Origin of the sequence: Paenibacillus sp. PvR133, from assembly GCF_017833155.1 — a bacterium.
In the GTDB taxonomy this organism is placed as follows: Bacteria; Bacillota; Bacilli; order Paenibacillales; family Paenibacillaceae; genus Paenibacillus; species Paenibacillus polymyxa_B.
Genome location: NZ_JAFIBS010000001.1, coordinates 2,007,308 through 2,024,477, shown reverse-complemented (window position 1 = coordinate 2,024,477; position 17,170 = coordinate 2,007,308). Strand labels below are relative to the sequence as shown.

Genomic DNA, 17,170 nt, shown 5'->3' with positions numbered 1-17,170 from the left:
ATGTCACAAATTTGTTGAATTCGTGGGCCATTATTCGAAACTAAAAAGGAGTTGTAGGTATGAAGAATCATTTTTGGAAGAAAGCCGCTGTGTTGAGTTTGTTAGCGGTCATTTTGTTAGGGGGAACGGCGATCAGTCCCCAGCAGGCTCAAGCATCGCCCGAACCTTATCTTGGGGAAATTACGATGTATCCTTACATGTTCGCTCCCCAGGGCTGGCTAAAATGCGAGGGTCAACTCTTGAGCATTAATCAGAATGCTGCATTGTTCAGCCTGCTGGGCACTAATTTTGGCGGTGATGGAATGAACACATTTGCATTGCCTGACTTACGCGGAGCTTCCCCGTTGCCAAATGTAAACTACTACATCGCTACCGAGGGGTCATACCCGTCCCGCCCATAATATGAATACGCTCAATAGTGTGCTATTTAATAAAGAAGAGGTGATAGCGTGCTCGAAGGCAATAACTTCACACGCAATAAATTAAAACCCTACCGTGTGTTGGTTCCACTCATGCCATTGATCGGCGGTGCGTTCCTGCTCATAGGGACGAATGAAGCCCATGCTGCCGGTTGGGAAAATGTGGTGTTGCACAAGCCAGCAAGCTCAAGCGGTTACACCCAGCCCTATGATCCCTCCAAGACTGTGGATGGGTCAATCGAACCGACAAGCCGCTGGTATCAAGCCAGCAATGGTGAAAAATGGATCCAGGTAGATCTGAGAGACTGGTATATCGTAGATCGATACGTTGTTACAGGTATGGGTGTCCATTATGGGTGGAACGATCAACGTGATCCATACAGTTTCCGATTGCAGACGAGCAACAATGGAAGTAATTGGGTGACTGTTGATACCGTTCAGAATAATGGAAGCTCTAATGTTGAAAAGAGCATTGCTCCTGTAACTACACGATACTTGCGATTAACTATTGATCAAGGAAATGCAAGAAACAATCAATGGGCTTCCATCATGGAATTCGCAGCTTATGGGGAACGATTGCCCATTCCACAGGCCCCGGGTCATTTTACAGGTACTAAAATTGGAAGTACTGTGGAATTAAGCTGGGATGCCGTTCCTTATGCAACCTCATATAAAGTCATTCGAGATAGTGTAACGCTCTATACAGGTAGCCTAACCCAATTTATAGACACTTCAGCATTGCTGCCAGGTGAAGCCCTTTACACTGTTCAGGCTGTAAATGCTAAGGGGGAGAGCACTCCCTCAGAGGTTAAAGTGATCATACTTACCGATGCTGAAAGAGTTGCACAGGCAAAAGCCGCTCTTGCTTTAGGCTTCGCATCTGGTGATACAGCTGATTCCGTATCCCAAAAGCTGACACTACCACTCGCTGGATTGAATGATACGACGGTGAGCTGGAGTTCGGATACTCCTGACGTCATTACGAACGAGGGGGCTGTCACACGCCCGCCGTACGATCTGGGTGACCGAAAAGTAAAACTGACAGCTACGATTGCGAAGGGAAGCGCCTCGGATACTCAAACTTTCGAAGTTACCGTACCGAAGATAACTGCACAAGATACTTTGGATCAAGCAGCAGACACCCTCTCGCTTGGCAATTTGTCTGCGGTAACAGAAAATATTTCTCTCCCTTTATCCGGTTATGGTGGAGCGCAGATCGAATGGTCCTCAGCCAAACCACTAATTATTGCAGCAGATGGAACACTCACCAGACCCTCTTATAATAGTGGAGATACAGATGTTACCCTAACGGCTACCCTGCAACTTGCAGGCTTAACGAAAACAAAGAATTTTACAGCGCATGTACTCAGTCTGCCCATGAGCGATACAGAAGCCGTTGACGCAGCATACAGGGCGCTTGAGTTGCCAATGACTACAGTAACCGGAGACGTATATTTGCCAAAAGACGCTCTGCATGGTGTTCAGGTGTCATGGTCATCGAATCAGCCCCAGTTCTTGGATCATACTGGGCATGTAACATTCCCAAGCTATGTGCAGGGCGATCAGACCATCACGCTGGAAGCAGTTGTGTCACGAGGCGGGGTTGAGCTACGAAAAACATTCGGCCTGCTCGTGCCTGCACTGCCCGTAAGCGCTGATGAAGCCGTAAATCTGGCAGCCAATACACTGAATTTAGATTATCCGCAAGGGATTAAGGATTCCATTGCTCTGCCTCGTACAGGAGCATTTGACACCCAGATTGACTGGTCTTCGGATCAACCAGATATTCTCAGCAACAGCGGTCAGGTGAATCGGCCTAAATATACAGACGGTGATGTGAATGTACAATTAATTGCCATTATTTCTAAAGGTGCAGCTTCTGTACAAAGAACATTCACGATCACAGTGCTGAAGGCATTACCGAATACACCTTACGTACGATTGAACGGCAGCAATCCGATTGTTCTGGAAACCGGCGATAGCTTCACTGATCCAGGAGCCAACGTACTGGACAGTGTATACGGCAATATCCTGATCCCTGAGCTTTCAGGTAGCGGGAATGTCGATACAAATGTACCTGGCGTATACGTATTGAACTATGCTTATAGCGACAATGGGGGCTGGACGGCAGAACCGGCAGAACGCCGTATAAACGTGCTGCCTCGTGCTGTTACAGCTTCAGCAGGCAATGAGGATATAGCCTCAGTGATCGTTACAGGCGCGTTGCCGAACGCAAGGCTTGAGCTGTACAATGCCCAGCAGGAGCTTATAGCGGAAGGAATTGCTTCGGGAGAGGGAAGATATACATTTACACCTGTTCCTGAAGGAGCCAGCTACTATGTGCTGCAGAACGTAAATGGCATGAAGAGCGCTCCGTCAGGGCTAGTGTATCCGCAAGGGTTAACCGCGCAGCGCGTTGCGGAATCCATCACAAGCATAGCAGCTCCTACAACAAGTGATACACTGCTTAGGTTGCCTGTTGTACCTGATGGTTTCCGTGTGACCATCAGCAGCAGTAGCCAGCCAGACATCGTGCGTACAGACGGAACTATTATTCAAGCAGATACTCCTTCCGTTGTAACTATCATGCTGGATGTTATGAGGGTAAGCGATGGTTCTCATGCTTTGACGCAAGCCATAGAAGTCACCGTCCCTGCCAAGGTAATTGCGAACACAGGCAAATCTAACAAAGATAAGAATGAGGATCTATCTGCTTTCGTACCACAGATCGGATTTTCCGAACAAGGGAAAGAGTTTTCCCTCTTTGTTCCTTCGCCGGCATTCCTGGATGAGCAGATACAGCAAGCACTTCGCGAAGGCAAAGCGTACGCAGACATTCGTTTGGAGCAGGAGAAGCAACTGAGTCGTGTTATCCTTTCTCATTCTTTACTGAATACATGGGATAAGATTGGTGCATCGGTAATATCCCGATATGGAACACTGATGATATCCAGTGACACCTTAACCAGCATGGCCTCAGGCCAGCAGGACGTTACATTGTCATTCCAGCAGGCAGATGTACAACGTGCACAGCAGATCCGTGACTGGGCCGAGCAACAATCCAGCCTGACGCTGATGGGTCCGGTTACAGACATCAAAGCCAATGTGACTGGAACCTCGTCGATCATTCTACCGCTGGATAACGAATCCTTAAGTGAGTTACACAATACAGAGCCCCAGTTCTCCATTCTTGTTATTCACGAGAATGGTGAGCGTGAGATTTTAAAAGGGACTGCTGTAATGGATTCAAAAGGGATGTTGTCGGGTGTGAGTCTGAATACGACCGGGTTAGGTACCTTTGCCGTCGCCACAGACGCAAAGACTCAAACCAATAATGCCAGTGTGCAAAATGACCCAAGCAATTCGTCAGATCCACAAGTGCTAGCTCAGGTATGGCCGGATGTACAAGGCCATTGGGCAGCGAAGTCCCTGCAATCTCTTGCAGACAAAGGCTGGATACAAGGCTATAAAGACGGAAACATACGCCCTGATCGCGCTGTAAGCCGTGCAGAATTTGTAGCCATACTGACCAGAGCATTGGGAACTGCTGGAGATGAGAGCCCTTCTACCTCATTTACAGATATGCAGGGACACTGGGCTGGATCAGCCGTGGATTTTGCTCACCGCCAGGGATGGATTCAAGGGCTAACCGCTCAAACTTTCGGACCTGATGAGAGTCTTACCCGTGAACAGGCGATGGTGATCCTGTCACACGCGATGCAGAATCAGACATCCATTTCCAGCACTGCTGCACTGCAATCCTACAAGGATGAGCAGCAGATTGCAGCATGGGCCTCCGCAGCATTTCAAAATGCAGTATCCTCCGGTTGGATCAGCGGTTATCCAGATGGAACACTCAAGCCAAAAGCGGCTATCAGCAGAGGTGAGATGGCTGAACTGCTGGTACGTATTCTTAAATAAGACTTTTCAAGCTTCATACATCAGATGAGTATAAGCAAATACAACGCGGCCTCCAAGCTTTTCGGGGGCCGTATTTTTTTATGTATATTTTATGTACAAGCCTCCAACAATCATTTTTGCTTGTTTATTCACCCTTTTCGCTTCAGTAAATATATTATCAATATCTGCGAAACGGGGCGATGAACCACCTGTCACCTCTACAGTAGGAAGAATGGTGAGGAGGAGATATTTGAATATGAAACACAAAAAACCGTTCAGGTTCAGTGGTGCCTCAAAAAGAGACGAAGACTGTAAGCCAGCAAGAATAAATAGAAATATCGAAGAGCTTCTCAAGCTTATCAATGAATTGACTGCGATCATCCCACTTGTATTCGCAAGCCCCTCTGCGGCTAATGTATCTTCCTTGCAACAGATTTTAAGACGTTTGTTGTCTCTGGCGAAAAACTTAAGACTTAGAGGCGGGATTAAGGCAGACTTACTGGCAGCGCTGGAGCTTGCTATTGTAGCGATAGAAGCCACGCCTTTCTCCCCAATCAGCGTAGGAACTACACTGCAACAATTGCTGGATGTCCTATTGTCCATCGTCTTACAGGAATCCCTCGATCCTGCTCTTAAAGACAGTTTGATCAGTGCAATCAGAACCGCCGGAACGGCTATCAGTATTGCGTTGGGTACCACGTCCTCGTCGTCAGGGGCGCCTGGTCCACAAGGACCTCCTGGATCCGTGGGACCCGGCGGTGCGCCTGGACCCGTAGGTGGACCAGGACCACAAGGGCCTCCTGGACCTATTGGGGCCGCTGGTCCTATCGGAGCGGCCGGACCCGTTGGCCCTGCCGGCCCTGCGGGGCCAATTGGGGCGGCTGGACCTGTCGGCGCTACAGGTGCTGCGGGCCCTGCCGGGGGTGTGACAGGCGCCACGGGCGCTACGGGCGCTCCCGGAGCCGCTGGAGCCGTTGGAGCTACAGGCTCCACTGGTGCGACGGGCGCACCCGGAGCTGCGGGAGCCGTTGGAGCTACAGGGTCAACAGGCGTAACTGGCTCGGGAGCCATCATCCCGTTTGCTTCAGGAGGACCTGCTATACTGACAACTGTTCTTGGCGGAGTGGTAGGAACCACAAGTTTGATCGGCTTTGGGAGCTCAGCAACAGGTATTAGCCTCGTAGGCGGGGTCATAGACCTGACAGGTACACTTGTAGGACCTCTGATTAACTTTGCTTTTTCCGTACCACGGGATGGCGTAATTACATCTATTGCTGGTTACTTCAGTACAACAGCTGCATTAACTCTCGTGGGTTCAACTGCGACAATTACTGCCCAGCTGTTTAGTTCCCCAACACCTAATAACACTTTCACAGCAGTTCCGGGAGCTATCGTTACATTGGCCCCTCCACTGAATGGCATTGTTGCTTTGGGAACGACCTCTAGCGGCATTACTACTGGTTTGGCTATCCCCGTAACCGCACAGACTCGTCTGCTCCTTGTCTTCTCTGCCACAGCTACAGGTATTTCCCTCGTAAACACTATCGTAGGTTATGCAAGTGCAGGCGTCACCATTACCTGATCCAAAAAGAAAAAAGGGCCCAGCAGGATTGTTCCTGTCGAGCCCTTTTTATTTGTATTCCAACAGACGAACTAAACCGTTTCGAACGATATTTTTACTTCTTCTCCCTCTTCACAAACGGCGAACGTTTTAATTTGTCCGTGATCAGGCTCTTGAACGATGCCCGTCTGCAGATCAATTTTCCAGTCATATAAAGGATCATAGATATTATGACCAGATACTATAGCCTCTGTAAGAGGACCTCCTTTGGGATGAGGACTGCTATTTTCAACGGCATAAAGCTCATTCTCCGAAGTGCGGAAAACAGCAATTTCAGTACCTTTGATATGGATCGTACGCCCTATTCTGATCGGAAAATCCTTACTATGACCGACGACAAGCCATTCGGCATTTTTGATCATTTGTTTGATCGCTCCCTTCCTCAGGCATTTTAGATACAATTACACAATAGACGGGGTGACAACCTCGAATAAATTTTTGCGTGAATCCTCATCATTGATGATCTTTTTCCAAGGGTCTTCGACCTGTTGTAATGCAAATTCGATGCGTTCTACTAAAGCTTGTCGATGATCTGTATCATGAACGACAGCCTTCTGAATCTCCTCCAGACCGATCCGTTCCACCCACTCCGAAGTACGTTCCAGGTATTGTCCTGTTTCCCGGTAGAGTTGCATTACGCTTCCTACAATATCAATCAACTCGGCGTCGGTTTTTACTTTACAGAGTGAATCAGCCAACCGCGCTTTAATACCGCCATTACCACCGATAAAGATCTCCCAGCCCCCATCATTACCTACGATTCCGATATCTTTGGTACATGATTCCGCACAGTTGCGTGGACATCCATTAACCGCTAATTTGAATTTTGCCGGGAAATCCAGTCGTTCGAATTTCCGTTCCAACACTTCTCCCATTCCCATCGAGTCCTGTGTGCCAAACCGGCAAAATTGTGATCCAACACAGGTTTTAACTGTACGAAGTGACTTCGCGTAGGCATATCCCGACGGCATATCGAGTTCTTCCCATACTTTAGGCAGATCCTCTTTACGGACACCGATCAAATCCAGCCGCTGTCCTCCTGTTACTTTAACGACCTTAACGTTGTATTTAAGAGAAACATCTGCTATCTTCTTCAAATCTTCTGGGGTCGTTACACCACCGTACATTCTAGGAACAACTGTAAACGTTCCATCCTTTTGAATGTTCGCGTGCAATCGCTCATTTACAAAACGGGAATCTCCCTCATTTTCATAGGTATCCGGGTTAATCATTCCCAGATAGTAATTCAGCGCTGGCCGACATTTGGAGCATCCTTCATCATTATGCCAACCCAGTACATTCATAACTTCACGCGTTGTTGTCAGTCCTTTGGTTTTGATCGCTTCCACAATCTCGTCCCGACTCAAAGTTGTGCAGCCACATATTCCTTGCTTGGCTGACGTCTTGAAGCTGTCTCCAAGAACGTACTGCAGAATTTGCTCTACAACCGGCTTACACCCTCCACAGGAACGCGTTGCTCCGGTACATGCCTTAATTTCATCGACTGTGGTCAGTCCATTATCATTAATCGCATCCACAATCGTCTTTTTGGTTACACCGTTACAGCCACAGACAATTTCGTCATCAGCCATCGTTTCAGCGGATAATGATTTCGCCCCGTCCTTGCTGCATCCAGTACCCATGATCTGTCCATATATCTCATCTGTCATCAATGTTTGCTGACGCACATATTTTTGAAGGCTAGCAGATTCGCTCACATCGCCAAACAGTACAGTTCCAACAATCTTATTTTCACGAAGCAGCACTTTTTTGTATGTGCGCTTCCACTCATCCTTTGCCACAATCACCGTATGTTCAGGCTGGGTTATGAATTCGCCAGCTGAGAAAACATCCACCCCTGAAATTTTGAGCTTGGTGGAAACCACCGATCCCATATAACCTTCAGTATCCGCACCTGCCAAATGTTTGGCAATTACACTCCCCTGTTCAAACAGCGGAGCTACCAAGCCGTAACAGGTTCCGCGGTGTTCAACACATTCCCCTACAGCATATACATCCGGCACGGAGGTTCTCATCAAATCATCGACTACAATACCACGGTTCGTTTCCATACCACTTTGCACAGCCACCTGAATATTAGGTTTGATCCCGACGGCCATAACGACCAAATCCGCTTCCAGCTCGCTTCCGTCTGAAAACCGCAGTCCTTGTACCCGATCTTGACCGTACACCTCCGCAGTTTGCATTTGCATAGCAAACTTGATTCCCTGGCGTTCTAGTTCTGTTTTCAGCATCGCAGAGGCTTCCCGGTCCAGCTGGCGTTCCATCAAATCCTCCATTAAATGAACGACCGTAACATCCATACCCAGGTTGACCAAGCCTTTAGCTGCTTCCAGCCCCAATAGGCCTCCACCAATGACAGCTGCCTTTTTAAAGGTCTTTGCTGCCTCAAGCATTGCCGAGCAATCGGCGATATCTCGGAAACCGATGACACCCGGTAATTCTTTACCCGGAATAGGCAGAATAAATGATTGTGAACCAGTAGCTACCAAAGCTACATCATAATCAATTTCCAGTCCGTCTTCGGTGCGAATCTTCTTGTTCTCACCGTCAATGCTTTTCACCATTTTTCCTGTATATAAAGTAATCCCTTGATCCGCGTACCATTGCAAATCGTTCAGTATGATATCATCAATCGTTTTACTACCTTCCAACACATAAGAGAGCATGATCCTGTTATAGTTCGGATGCGGCTCATTTCCCAGGACCGTAATTTCATACTTATCCGTTAATTTCAAAATTTGTTCGACCGTATTGATACCAGCCATCCCGTTCCCTATAACCACAAGTTTTTGTTTACTGTTTATCATATACCGGTTCCTCCATTCATTCGACGATGCTTCCTATCCGACGACATCTCCTACGTTCCTATGAATATTGCTTATGCTTCTATTTTAATGCAGCAGATAGAGCTATATGTGATTAGAATCACAATGTAGTTCAAATTAAAAATATTTAGGGATTTCCCTATTCTGCTTCAAGGGATAAAGGTAAGCAGCTGAAATTGAGTTAAAAAAAAGGACCAGCTAGCTGGTCCCTTAGTTTAATTTATGAATGATGGACTTTGACTCAAATGGGTGAAATATTCAGCAACTTCCCGTGCAGCCCGGGATGGACGCCAGCCGCGATTTTTTCCATCTGTGTACTATGAACCATAAGAAATTTATTTTTCTTAGTCAGCAGTAGGTTCCCCCGGCTACCTTCTCCCGCTTCAAGTGGCATATTCGTTCCTGCCGGAAGGATCACAATCGTCAAATATCCTTCACTGTCAACTTTACAGGGAGCATAATGAAGTGTCGTTGAATATATCTCGACAACCGTGTTTTTAGGCTGAAAAAACACCTGAACATTTGCACTGTCATAGGAATTGTCCTCAATGTCCTGTACTCTGCCGACAAGATGAATACAGTCTGTAGCGGCAATCACCACCTCGCTGCCCTGATGATATTCCAGCCCGGTCAGACCCGTATTCTGACCTGCGCAAAAACCAGCCTGAATTGGAAGTTGGCCGTACACCTCATCTTGAATCCGGTGAATTACACCGAAGTCTTCGAGTTCTGCGACCGAAGGTACATAATGGTTTCCTTGATCGGGTACGCTGGTCGTTTCTTTTGCATACTTGATAAGCTCTGTGGTATTAAAATGAGGCAGCAGCCTTCCATACGGGCGGAATGCTTCGCTCATTACCTCATAAATGACCAAAGGTGCATTGATTTGATTTAGTCTTTCCGTAGTCTTCATAGCTTGACCTCCAGCAATGAATCTCCTGTGTACACTTGGTTATTTCCCAGCACCTTAACGTCAGAGTATTCGGCTGTATTCGTCACAATAATCGGTGTAGTCATGTCATAGCCCAGAGCTTTAATTGCTCCAATATCAAACTCGACCAGCAGTTGACCTTTGGTAACCCGATCCCCTTCTGAGATATGCGTTTTAAAATGCTGTCCTTTCAACTTGACGGTGTCCATACCGATGTGAACCAAGATCTCCGTTCCTCCATCCGATACAATACCAATCGCATGGCCTGTACGGAAGGCATTAGCTATAGTTCCGTTGAATGGAGAGAGCAGTTTGCCATCCTCAGGCACAATAGCAACGCCTTTACCCATGGCTCCAGTAGAGAACACTTCATCAGATATCTCGGATAACGGTTTGACAGTACCCGTCAGCGGGCTGGAAATATTCTCGTTCGTTAGCGCAGGAGCTGGGGTTGCAGCTTCTTTCTTCTCTTCATGGACTGCAATCATTTCTGTTTCCATGGAATCATTAAATCCAAAGAAATACGTAGTAATGGCTGTGAATATATAAGCTACGATAATGGCAATTACAAATCCGGCAAATCCTGTGCCGAAGAATATCGGCAGGGATGCCAAGCCCGGTATACCTGGAGCAATCGCCACGGAACCCGCCGCACCTGTGATTGCCCCGGCGATAGCGCCCCCGATAATAGCCCATACGAACGGTTTTTTGTAGCGGATACTAATCCCGTAGATGATCGGTTCCGTGATGCCAAACAAACCTGTTATCGCTGCAGGCCCGGCAATCGCTCTCACTTTTGGATTTCTGGTTTTAAGGAATACACCCAGTGCCGCACCTGCTTGTGCAAAGTTAGAAGGCGCAAATAATGGTTTCAAAGTATCATGACCGTATACCGCAATGTTATTGTACATGATAGGAATAAACGCCCAGTGCAGCCCCATAACAACTAACATCTGCCACCCGGCACCTACAATGACTCCCGCTACAATCGGACTCAAATTGTATAAGAAGGTGTAGCCCTTAGCCATTCCCAAGCTCGCATATATTCCAATCGGTCCAACCGCGATCAGAGTCAAGGGAACAATGACCATTAGACAGATAAGTGGCGTTATAAAATTTTTCACGCTATCATGAATTACTCTATTCAGGAATTTCTCCAGAATCGATAGCAACCAAATCGCGATAATCACTGGAATAACCGAAGAAGTATAACTCATAAGAACAACTGGAATATTGAAGAACGTAATATCCACTTTATCGTTATACAAAGTAATAATATTCGGGTATACCAGAGCTCCCGCTACTGCAAGCGCTACAAACGTATTCGCTCCAAACTTTCTCGAAGAAGTGACTGCAATCGCTAGCGGCAGGAAATAAAAGATACTATCTGCGGCAGCGAACCAGATCGAATAGACACCACCTGTTTTGGTGAGCCATCCTAACGAGACAAGCATTAATAAAAGCCCTTTCAAAATACCGGAAGCTGCCAGCGCCCCCAAAAATGGTGTGAAAATACCGGAAATAATATCCACCGTTTTGTTGAACCAGTTGCCATCAGAAGCAGCGGATGCATTCGATTTGTCGTCATCTCCAAGGCTACTGATCTTTAAAATGTCTTTATATACATCCCCTACCGTATTTCCAATGACCACTTGATATTGTCCACCGTTTTCAACAACCGTAATAACCCCGGGAATATTTTGTGTTTGGTTCTTGTCGGCCTGATCCCTGTTTTTTAATTTAAATCTTAACCGAGTGGCACAATGCACCAAGCTAGAGACATTTCCTTCTCCGCCAACGGACGCTAAAATGTCTTTTGCCAGTTTTTCATTGGACATACTGCTCGCTCCTTTAATCCTCATTTGGCATTTTTCTATAAAAGTAAACGTTTACATGGATGGTGGTAATTCAAAGACTCTACGCGCACTCCAAGGAGTACGAAAAGAATATAGAGTCTTTGAATTACACGGGTTCAATCGTTACCGACTTCTTCCTACCATTCTCTTGATTGTATGTCTGCGTCCTTTAATGGACAGCGCAAGCTGGTATACGTTCTCAGGAAGAGGTGTTCCTGCATAACCACCATCTCCAATGGCATGAATATCCGCGCCCGTCTGTTTCATCATGAGTGCGATCCAAGCAATCGTTTGAACATCTGCCCCTTCAACTGAGCTGTTCAGGAAAGAAAGAGCAAGCGTTCCGGGTTTATATGAATGGACAAATTCTACACATTGTCTGACGTGCTCCACTGTAATACCATGTCTGGAGCCAGGTGCAGGCAACGTAATAACGTCAGCACCAGAATCGATCAAGTCCTTAATAATTTCATTGGAAGGTCTCTCGCTCAGTGGATCACCCAATACTTTCTCAATGGTTCCGTCTTCCCATTTTCCGGCGCAGATCAGGATTTTGTCTCCCAGTGTTTCTTTTGCCAGCTTGGTAGCCTCAATGATCCGTTCAAAGGTTGTACCTGCGGAAGGATTTCCTCCCAATACGATAAAGTCAGCTCCAATCTCTAAGGCACGCAGGAAGTTCTCTCTGGAAGCGATTCTTCCTTCTTTGGCCTCCACATATTGTTCTCCCGCAACCTGAGCATCCGGGCTTGGACACTCAAAATAAATACCGAGCGGAACACCTGCCCATTCCTTGATTTGCTTCAGGCTATACGGCTTATCAGCCAGCTTGCCATGCTTCATTTCACGCAATCCGATATTGGATTCTTCCTTGATCATATCAAAGCCATTCAGCATAACCATATCTGCGCCGTAAGCTGCTTGGATCTCCGCATTGGTAACGCCATCGACCAGGCCGGAATTCAGCATCACATGATGCTGTCCCATAATGACGCGCCCTTCAGAAGCCAGAATGGATTCTTTTAGATCTGCTGCGCTAAATTTCAAAATATCCGTTTTCGTGCTTGCGATTAATCTTTTTGCCAATGTAATCTCCTCCAAGTCATTTATGTTTTAAGTGGTCGTTCGTCAGCACAAATGCTGTTCCTCGATGTCGGATATCATCTTGATGCGGTCGCCATGGCGTCCTCCTTCAAACTCAGCCTCCAGCCATGATTTCACTATCATTTTCGCCAATTCGCTTCCGACGACACGTGCACCGAATGCAAGAACATTTGTATTGTTGTGCTGCTTGGACAACTGTGCAGAATAAGGCTCGCTGCATACTACAGCCCGAATTCCCTTGACTTTGTTGGCCGAGATGGATATTCCCACGCCTGTGCCGCAAATCAGAATGCCTGCGTCAGCCTGCTTTCCGACCACAGCCTCTGCAACGAGCTTTCCATACTTCGGATAGTCGGTTCTTTCTGAAGTTTGCGGTCCATAGTCCATGACCTCATGACCCAGTTCATTAAGATAAGTTGAAATCGTCGTTTTAAGCTCTACAGCCACATGGTCGCTACCGATGGCAATTTTCATGGCTTTATTCCTCCCCGAATTAGATATTTTTTAATCTGTTAATGATGGTTTTGTAAGATTCTTCTTTACCAAACAAAGTGGATGTCCCCAGTACGAATCCTTCAACCCCGTAGTGTGCCAATTCGTTGATCTTCTCTTCGGAGATAGCCCCATCAACCACGATTGTATAATTCAATCCCTTTTCGTGTTTAAAAGCTTGCAGCGCTTTAATCTTGTCGTTCACGAAGGGTAAATATTTTTGCCCTGCAAAACCCGGATTTACGGTCATGACCAACACATAGTCAACCATGCCAAGTAAAGGTTCTACTGCAGCAATGGCTGTCCCCGGATTAAGAGCGATTCCCGCTTTTACCCCTCTTCCAACAATTCGGTCAATGGTACGCGTCGGATGCATGTCGGCCTCCGGGTGAAAATAAATGATGTCTGCACCCTTATCAGCAAATAAATCAATGTAGGCGGAAGGGTTGTCTATCATCAGATGTACATCCATTGTTTTTTGAGTTTGTTTACGGATAAACTCCAGATCCTGAAGCCCCATTCCGAAATTAGGGACAAATCTACCATCCATAATATCAATATGATAAATATCCACATTGGCTTCTTCCAGCGCGTTTACTTCATGTTCCAAGGAGCTGAAATTAGCGCACATCATGGAAGGACATAATAGCATACTCATTCATAATCACCCTTCTTCTAAAATAGAGTAAACGATTACTCAAACGACATAATCTGTTTTACATTTTCCAAAAAGCAGCAGTTGATCTTTATGCCCTTTGGTATTGAATAAATTGGTAGAGAAAACGTTTACCCATTGAAAAAATAACAACAGTTCATGGCTCGAACTTCATCACTTGTTGGTTTCTCACACATCATATGGATTCTGAACTCTCTTGGGTAAACGATTACATTTAACATAATTAAAGTTATCATTTTCTGATATTGTTGTCAAACCATTTTTTTGTTGGATATTAAACGGGAAAGTTTACAGCATAATAGAGCACAGCTCAACCATCTTACTCTGGAGAGGTAAAACAGTACCTATGCTCACCTCTCCCTTGGCTAATGCAAGATGATATCTGACCACGAAACTAGGTGGTACTGCGTTGTATCAATCGTACTGGGATGGAATAATGCTGCTCTTGTTCCATCTTGTCTCCACTCAGCATACGAAGCAGCATACTGGAAGCTTTATCTGCAAGTGTTTCTTTATCCTGTTCAATTGTGGTCAATGGTGGATTACAATATTGGGAAATTGTGTCATTATCAAAACCCACTATCTTGACTTCACCGGGGACCTGTACTCCGAATTTCTGTAACGCCAGTAATCCGCCCAAAGCCAACCAGTCATTAGTTGCAAAAATACCGTCAAACCGCAGTCCTTTTTCCAAGACATGTTTAATAGCAGCCTGTGCGGTCTCCAGAGTAGGCCCATCATTGCGAACTGCAACCAAGTGGTCCTCGGATGGATGCAGTCCATGCTTTTGCAGAGCATCTTTATACCCGTACAGACGCTCATTAACAGAGGATAGATTGTTTTGCTTGGTCAACAGCAAAATTTCCTTGCAGCCTTTGTTAATCAGCTCCTCTGTCGCCAAAAATCCACCCTCATAATGATTGGACTCAATAAAAGCTACGTTCGTATTAATCTTTGGTCGTCGGTCAATACATACAATCGGAATGGGACGTTTAAGCAATTCCGCAGAAAGCTCCTCCTGACCCGAAATGCAGATCAGACCATCTACCATTTTTCCATCCAAAGTTTTCAAATATTCTCGTTCCTTCTCCGCATCTTTAGCAGTATTACATATAATGGTAGAATATCCTTGTTTAAAAAAGAAGCTTTCCACTTTTTGTACAATGACTGAAAAAAATTCATTATTAATATCCGGCACCAAAACGCCAATCGTCTGTGATTTACTCATCCGCAGGCTTTTGGCGATGCTGTTAGTCTCATATTGGTACTTTTGGATTACTTCAACAACCTTCTGCCGTGTTTCCTCAGAGAAGCGACCATTCTCGTTAATCACACGGGAAACCGTAGCTACAGAAACTCCACTTAACCTGGCAATATCCTTTATGGACACTTGATTTTTTTTCATATTATTTCCCTCAAATAATTATATTGAGTAAACGTTTTCCTGATTGGAGATTAACATAATCCTAATATGGGTGTCAACTGACACACTAGCATAGAAAGAGTTTTCCGCCAAAATACAAAGAGACCACAAGTCAACATACCATTTAATGAGTAAATACAACCTTTATAAGGAATACTTTAGGAACAACTTGTATCTTAAGGAAAAATGAATTAATCGTATGGAGGTGATCATCATGTGGTCTAAAATAATTTCTTATATTCCAAGCTGGAGTACACTCTTTCAAGCAGGCCTCGCGTTGATTATTCCTTTAGGGATTTATTATATAAACACCTCGATTTATTCGTTTGTTGGCAGTAAGGGAGCGAAATCCAAGCATTCTTCTGGTCGTTCTCTCTCCGATGAAAATAACGAAGGGCACATTGATCAACAGCATGAACCAAGCTACAAAATTACAGGGAATTATGATTCCGACTTAAAGTCGATCCAAGAAGCTATAGGCGAAAATAGTGATGTGCATTTTCGTGAGTTTGTAGTAAAGAAATATCATGCACGGTCCGTTTTAGTCTTCATAGATGGTATGCAGGATGAAAAGCTAATGAGCAAGCAGGTATTGGAGGTCTTGATGTTTGACGGCCAGCAGGCCCCACAGGAACAGCAGGAAAGTATAAATAGCTCTTTTATAAAAGAAAGCTTGATGCCGCTTACGCAAATTAGTGAAGTTGCTGATATGGAGGACCTGCAAGAGTCTATACTTTTAGGGCATACTGCCTTATTAATTGAAGGAATGAAGGGAGCACTGCTGGTAGGCTCGCCTAATGGCGCCATTCGCTCCGTCAATGAACCAACCTCTGAAGCATTACTTCGGGGTCCTAGGATCGGTTTTACGGAGGTATTAAGTGAAAATACTTCGATGCTTCGACGCCAAGGCATAAACAAAAGTCTGGAAATGAAGAAATTCCAAGTGGGAAGCCGAATCAAAAAAGATCTGGTTGTCGCGTACATCAAGGATATTGTGAATCCGGATCTCCTCGAAGAAGTAAACAGCAGAATTTCAAAAATAGACATGGACTTTTTAGCTGAATCCGGTTATGTGGAGCAACTTATTGAAGACAATTATTTAAGTCCGTTCCAGCAGGCTCACAACACTGAGCGCCCCGACCGTGTCATGAGTGCCTTGTTGGAAGGAAGAGTAGCGATTCTGCTGGATGGTACTCCCTTTGCACTTATTGTTCCGGTGACCTTCAGTATGCTACTCCAATCTCCCGAGGACTATTATGAGCGCTGGATTCCAGGGACACTTTTACGGGTGTTGCGATTTTTCGGAGCATTTATAGCGCTTATGGGTCCTGCTTTATATATCTCTTTTATATCGTTCCATCCCGGTTTGATTCCAACCAAGCTGATTATTAGCATCATCGAGACCCGTCAAGGCGTTCCTTTTCCATCTGTCATAGAAGTTATGATTCTGGAAATCTCTATCGAAATCCTGCGGGAAGCTGGCATACGATTGCCCAAGCCTATTGGTCCTGCCATGGGCATTGTGGGAGGCTTAGTCATCGGCGACGCTGCTGTCAATGCGGGCATTGTTAGCCCGTTCCTTGTGATTGTGGTTTCGGTTACTGCCATCTCTTCGTTTTCGATACCGACATATAGTGCGGGCATTACCTTGCGTCTTTTGCGTTTCGTCGGCATGCTATTTGCAGCAATCCTGGGCATGTTTGGAACCGTATTGTTCTTTCTGTTAATTTGTATCCATCTGACGAAATTAAAAAGCTTTGGCGTACCGTATGTGACTCCCTTCTCCCCTATGCGTCCAAGCGACTGGAAGGATGTGTACATTCGAGCCCCTATATCTCTGATGAAACGAAGACCCGTTATGATGAAAACTCAGCAAAGCAAGCGCAAATCATAGCACCCGGA

12 protein-coding genes are annotated in these 17,170 nt (G+C 45.8%); 4 read left to right on the top strand and 8 right to left on the bottom strand.

Annotation, left to right across the window (positions count from 1 at the left end; all coding sequences use genetic code 11):
- Positions 1-59 precede the first annotated feature (59 nt).
- The 3 genes from JOE49_RS09000 to JOE49_RS08990 all read left to right on the top strand — a co-directional run bounded on the left by JOE49_RS09000 (position 60) and on the right by JOE49_RS08990 (position 5,901).
- The gene (locus JOE49_RS09000; RefSeq protein ID WP_209940939.1) at positions 60-401 is read left to right on the top strand and encodes a phage tail protein; all 342 of its coding nucleotides are present in this window, start codon (positions 60-62) and stop codon (positions 399-401) included.
- 48 nt (positions 402-449) lie between these two features.
- Positions 450-4,340, top strand: a complete 3,891-nt coding sequence (locus JOE49_RS08995) for an immunoglobulin-like domain-containing protein (protein ID WP_209940938.1) — start codon at positions 450-452, stop codon at positions 4,338-4,340.
- Between the two features lie 235 nt (positions 4,341-4,575).
- Positions 4,576-5,901: an exosporium glycoprotein BclB-related protein gene (locus tag JOE49_RS08990; protein ID WP_209940937.1), complete on the top strand. Its 1,326-nt coding sequence runs from the start codon at positions 4,576-4,578 to the stop codon at positions 5,899-5,901.
- A 71-nt stretch (positions 5,902-5,972) separates the two neighbouring features.
- Here the strand turns inward: JOE49_RS08990 and nirD are convergent, their stop codons facing one another.
- The 8 genes from nirD to JOE49_RS08950 form a co-directional block, all read right to left on the bottom strand.
- Complete coding sequence (nirD, locus tag JOE49_RS08985) at positions 5,973-6,302, bottom strand: nitrite reductase small subunit NirD (protein ID WP_209940936.1); 330 nt, start codon at positions 6,300-6,302, stop codon at positions 5,973-5,975.
- 39 nt (positions 6,303-6,341) lie between these two features.
- Positions 6,342-8,771 (bottom strand): nitrite reductase large subunit NirB, encoded by a 2,430-nt coding sequence (nirB, locus tag JOE49_RS08980; protein ID WP_023986898.1) that lies wholly within the window; start codon positions 8,769-8,771, stop codon positions 6,342-6,344.
- Between the two features lie 259 nt (positions 8,772-9,030).
- Positions 9,031-9,702 carry a DUF4867 family protein gene (locus JOE49_RS08975; protein ID WP_023986897.1) on the bottom strand — a complete coding sequence of 224 codons (672 nt, stop codon included), beginning with the start codon at positions 9,700-9,702 and terminating at the stop codon, positions 9,031-9,033.
- Positions 9,699-11,558, bottom strand: coding sequence for a beta-glucoside-specific PTS transporter subunit IIABC (locus JOE49_RS08970; protein ID WP_209940935.1), 1,860 nt, complete (start codon positions 11,556-11,558; stop codon positions 9,699-9,701). Before JOE49_RS08970 ends, JOE49_RS08975 begins: the two co-directional genes overlap by 4 nt.
- Before the next feature lie 141 nt (positions 11,559-11,699).
- On the bottom strand, positions 11,700-12,659 hold the full coding sequence (locus JOE49_RS08965) for a DUF7916 family protein (protein ID WP_023986895.1): 960 nt from the start codon (positions 12,657-12,659) through the stop codon (positions 11,700-11,702).
- A 42-nt stretch (positions 12,660-12,701) separates the two neighbouring features.
- Positions 12,702-13,151 carry a ribose 5-phosphate isomerase B gene (gene rpiB / locus JOE49_RS08960; RefSeq protein ID WP_023986894.1) on the bottom strand — a complete coding sequence of 150 codons (450 nt, stop codon included), beginning with the start codon at positions 13,149-13,151 and terminating at the stop codon, positions 12,702-12,704.
- Between the two features lie 19 nt (positions 13,152-13,170).
- Positions 13,171-13,827, bottom strand: coding sequence for a ribulose-phosphate 3-epimerase (gene rpe / locus JOE49_RS08955; RefSeq protein ID WP_068941342.1), 657 nt, complete (start codon positions 13,825-13,827; stop codon positions 13,171-13,173).
- A gap of 412 nt (positions 13,828-14,239) precedes the next feature.
- Positions 14,240-15,250, bottom strand: a complete 1,011-nt coding sequence (locus JOE49_RS08950) for a LacI family DNA-binding transcriptional regulator (protein WP_028541072.1) — start codon at positions 15,248-15,250, stop codon at positions 14,240-14,242.
- Positions 15,251-15,482: 232 nt separating this feature from the next.
- Here JOE49_RS08950 and JOE49_RS08945 point away from each other — a divergent pair, with 232 nt between their 5' ends.
- Entirely contained in the window at positions 15,483-17,162 is a 1,680-nt protein-coding gene (locus tag JOE49_RS08945; RefSeq protein WP_209940934.1) for a spore germination protein, read from the top strand.
- The last annotated feature ends 8 nt before the right edge of the window (positions 17,163-17,170 follow it).

Bases quoted from the DNA above. Each gene is read 5' to 3' on its own strand.
- JOE49_RS09000 (WP_209940939.1), top strand. From the start codon at position 60: ATGAAGAATCATTTTTGGAAGAAAGCCGCTGTGTTGAGTTTGTTAGCG.
- JOE49_RS08990 (WP_209940937.1), top strand. From the start codon at position 4,576: ATGAAACACAAAAAACCGTTCAGGTTCAGTGGTGCCTCAAAAAGAGAC.
- nirD (WP_209940936.1), bottom strand. From the start codon at position 6,302: ATGATCAAAAATGCCGAATGGCTTGTCGTCGGTCATAGTAAGGATTTT.
- nirB (WP_023986898.1), bottom strand. From the start codon at position 8,771: ATGATAAACAGTAAACAAAAACTTGTGGTTATAGGGAACGGGATGGCT.
- JOE49_RS08975 (WP_023986897.1), bottom strand. From the start codon at position 9,702: ATGAAGACTACGGAAAGACTAAATCAAATCAATGCACCTTTGGTCATT.
- JOE49_RS08970 (WP_209940935.1), bottom strand. From the start codon at position 11,558: ATGTCCAATGAAAAACTGGCAAAAGACATTTTAGCGTCCGTTGGCGGA.
- rpiB (WP_023986894.1), bottom strand. From the start codon at position 13,151: ATGAAAATTGCCATCGGTAGCGACCATGTGGCTGTAGAGCTTAAAACG.
- rpe (WP_068941342.1), bottom strand. From the start codon at position 13,827: ATGAGTATGCTATTATGTCCTTCCATGATGTGCGCTAATTTCAGCTCC.
- JOE49_RS08950 (WP_028541072.1), bottom strand. From the start codon at position 15,250: ATGAAAAAAAATCAAGTGTCCATAAAGGATATTGCCAGGTTAAGTGGA.
- JOE49_RS08945 (WP_209940934.1), top strand. From the start codon at position 15,483: ATGTGGTCTAAAATAATTTCTTATATTCCAAGCTGGAGTACACTCTTT.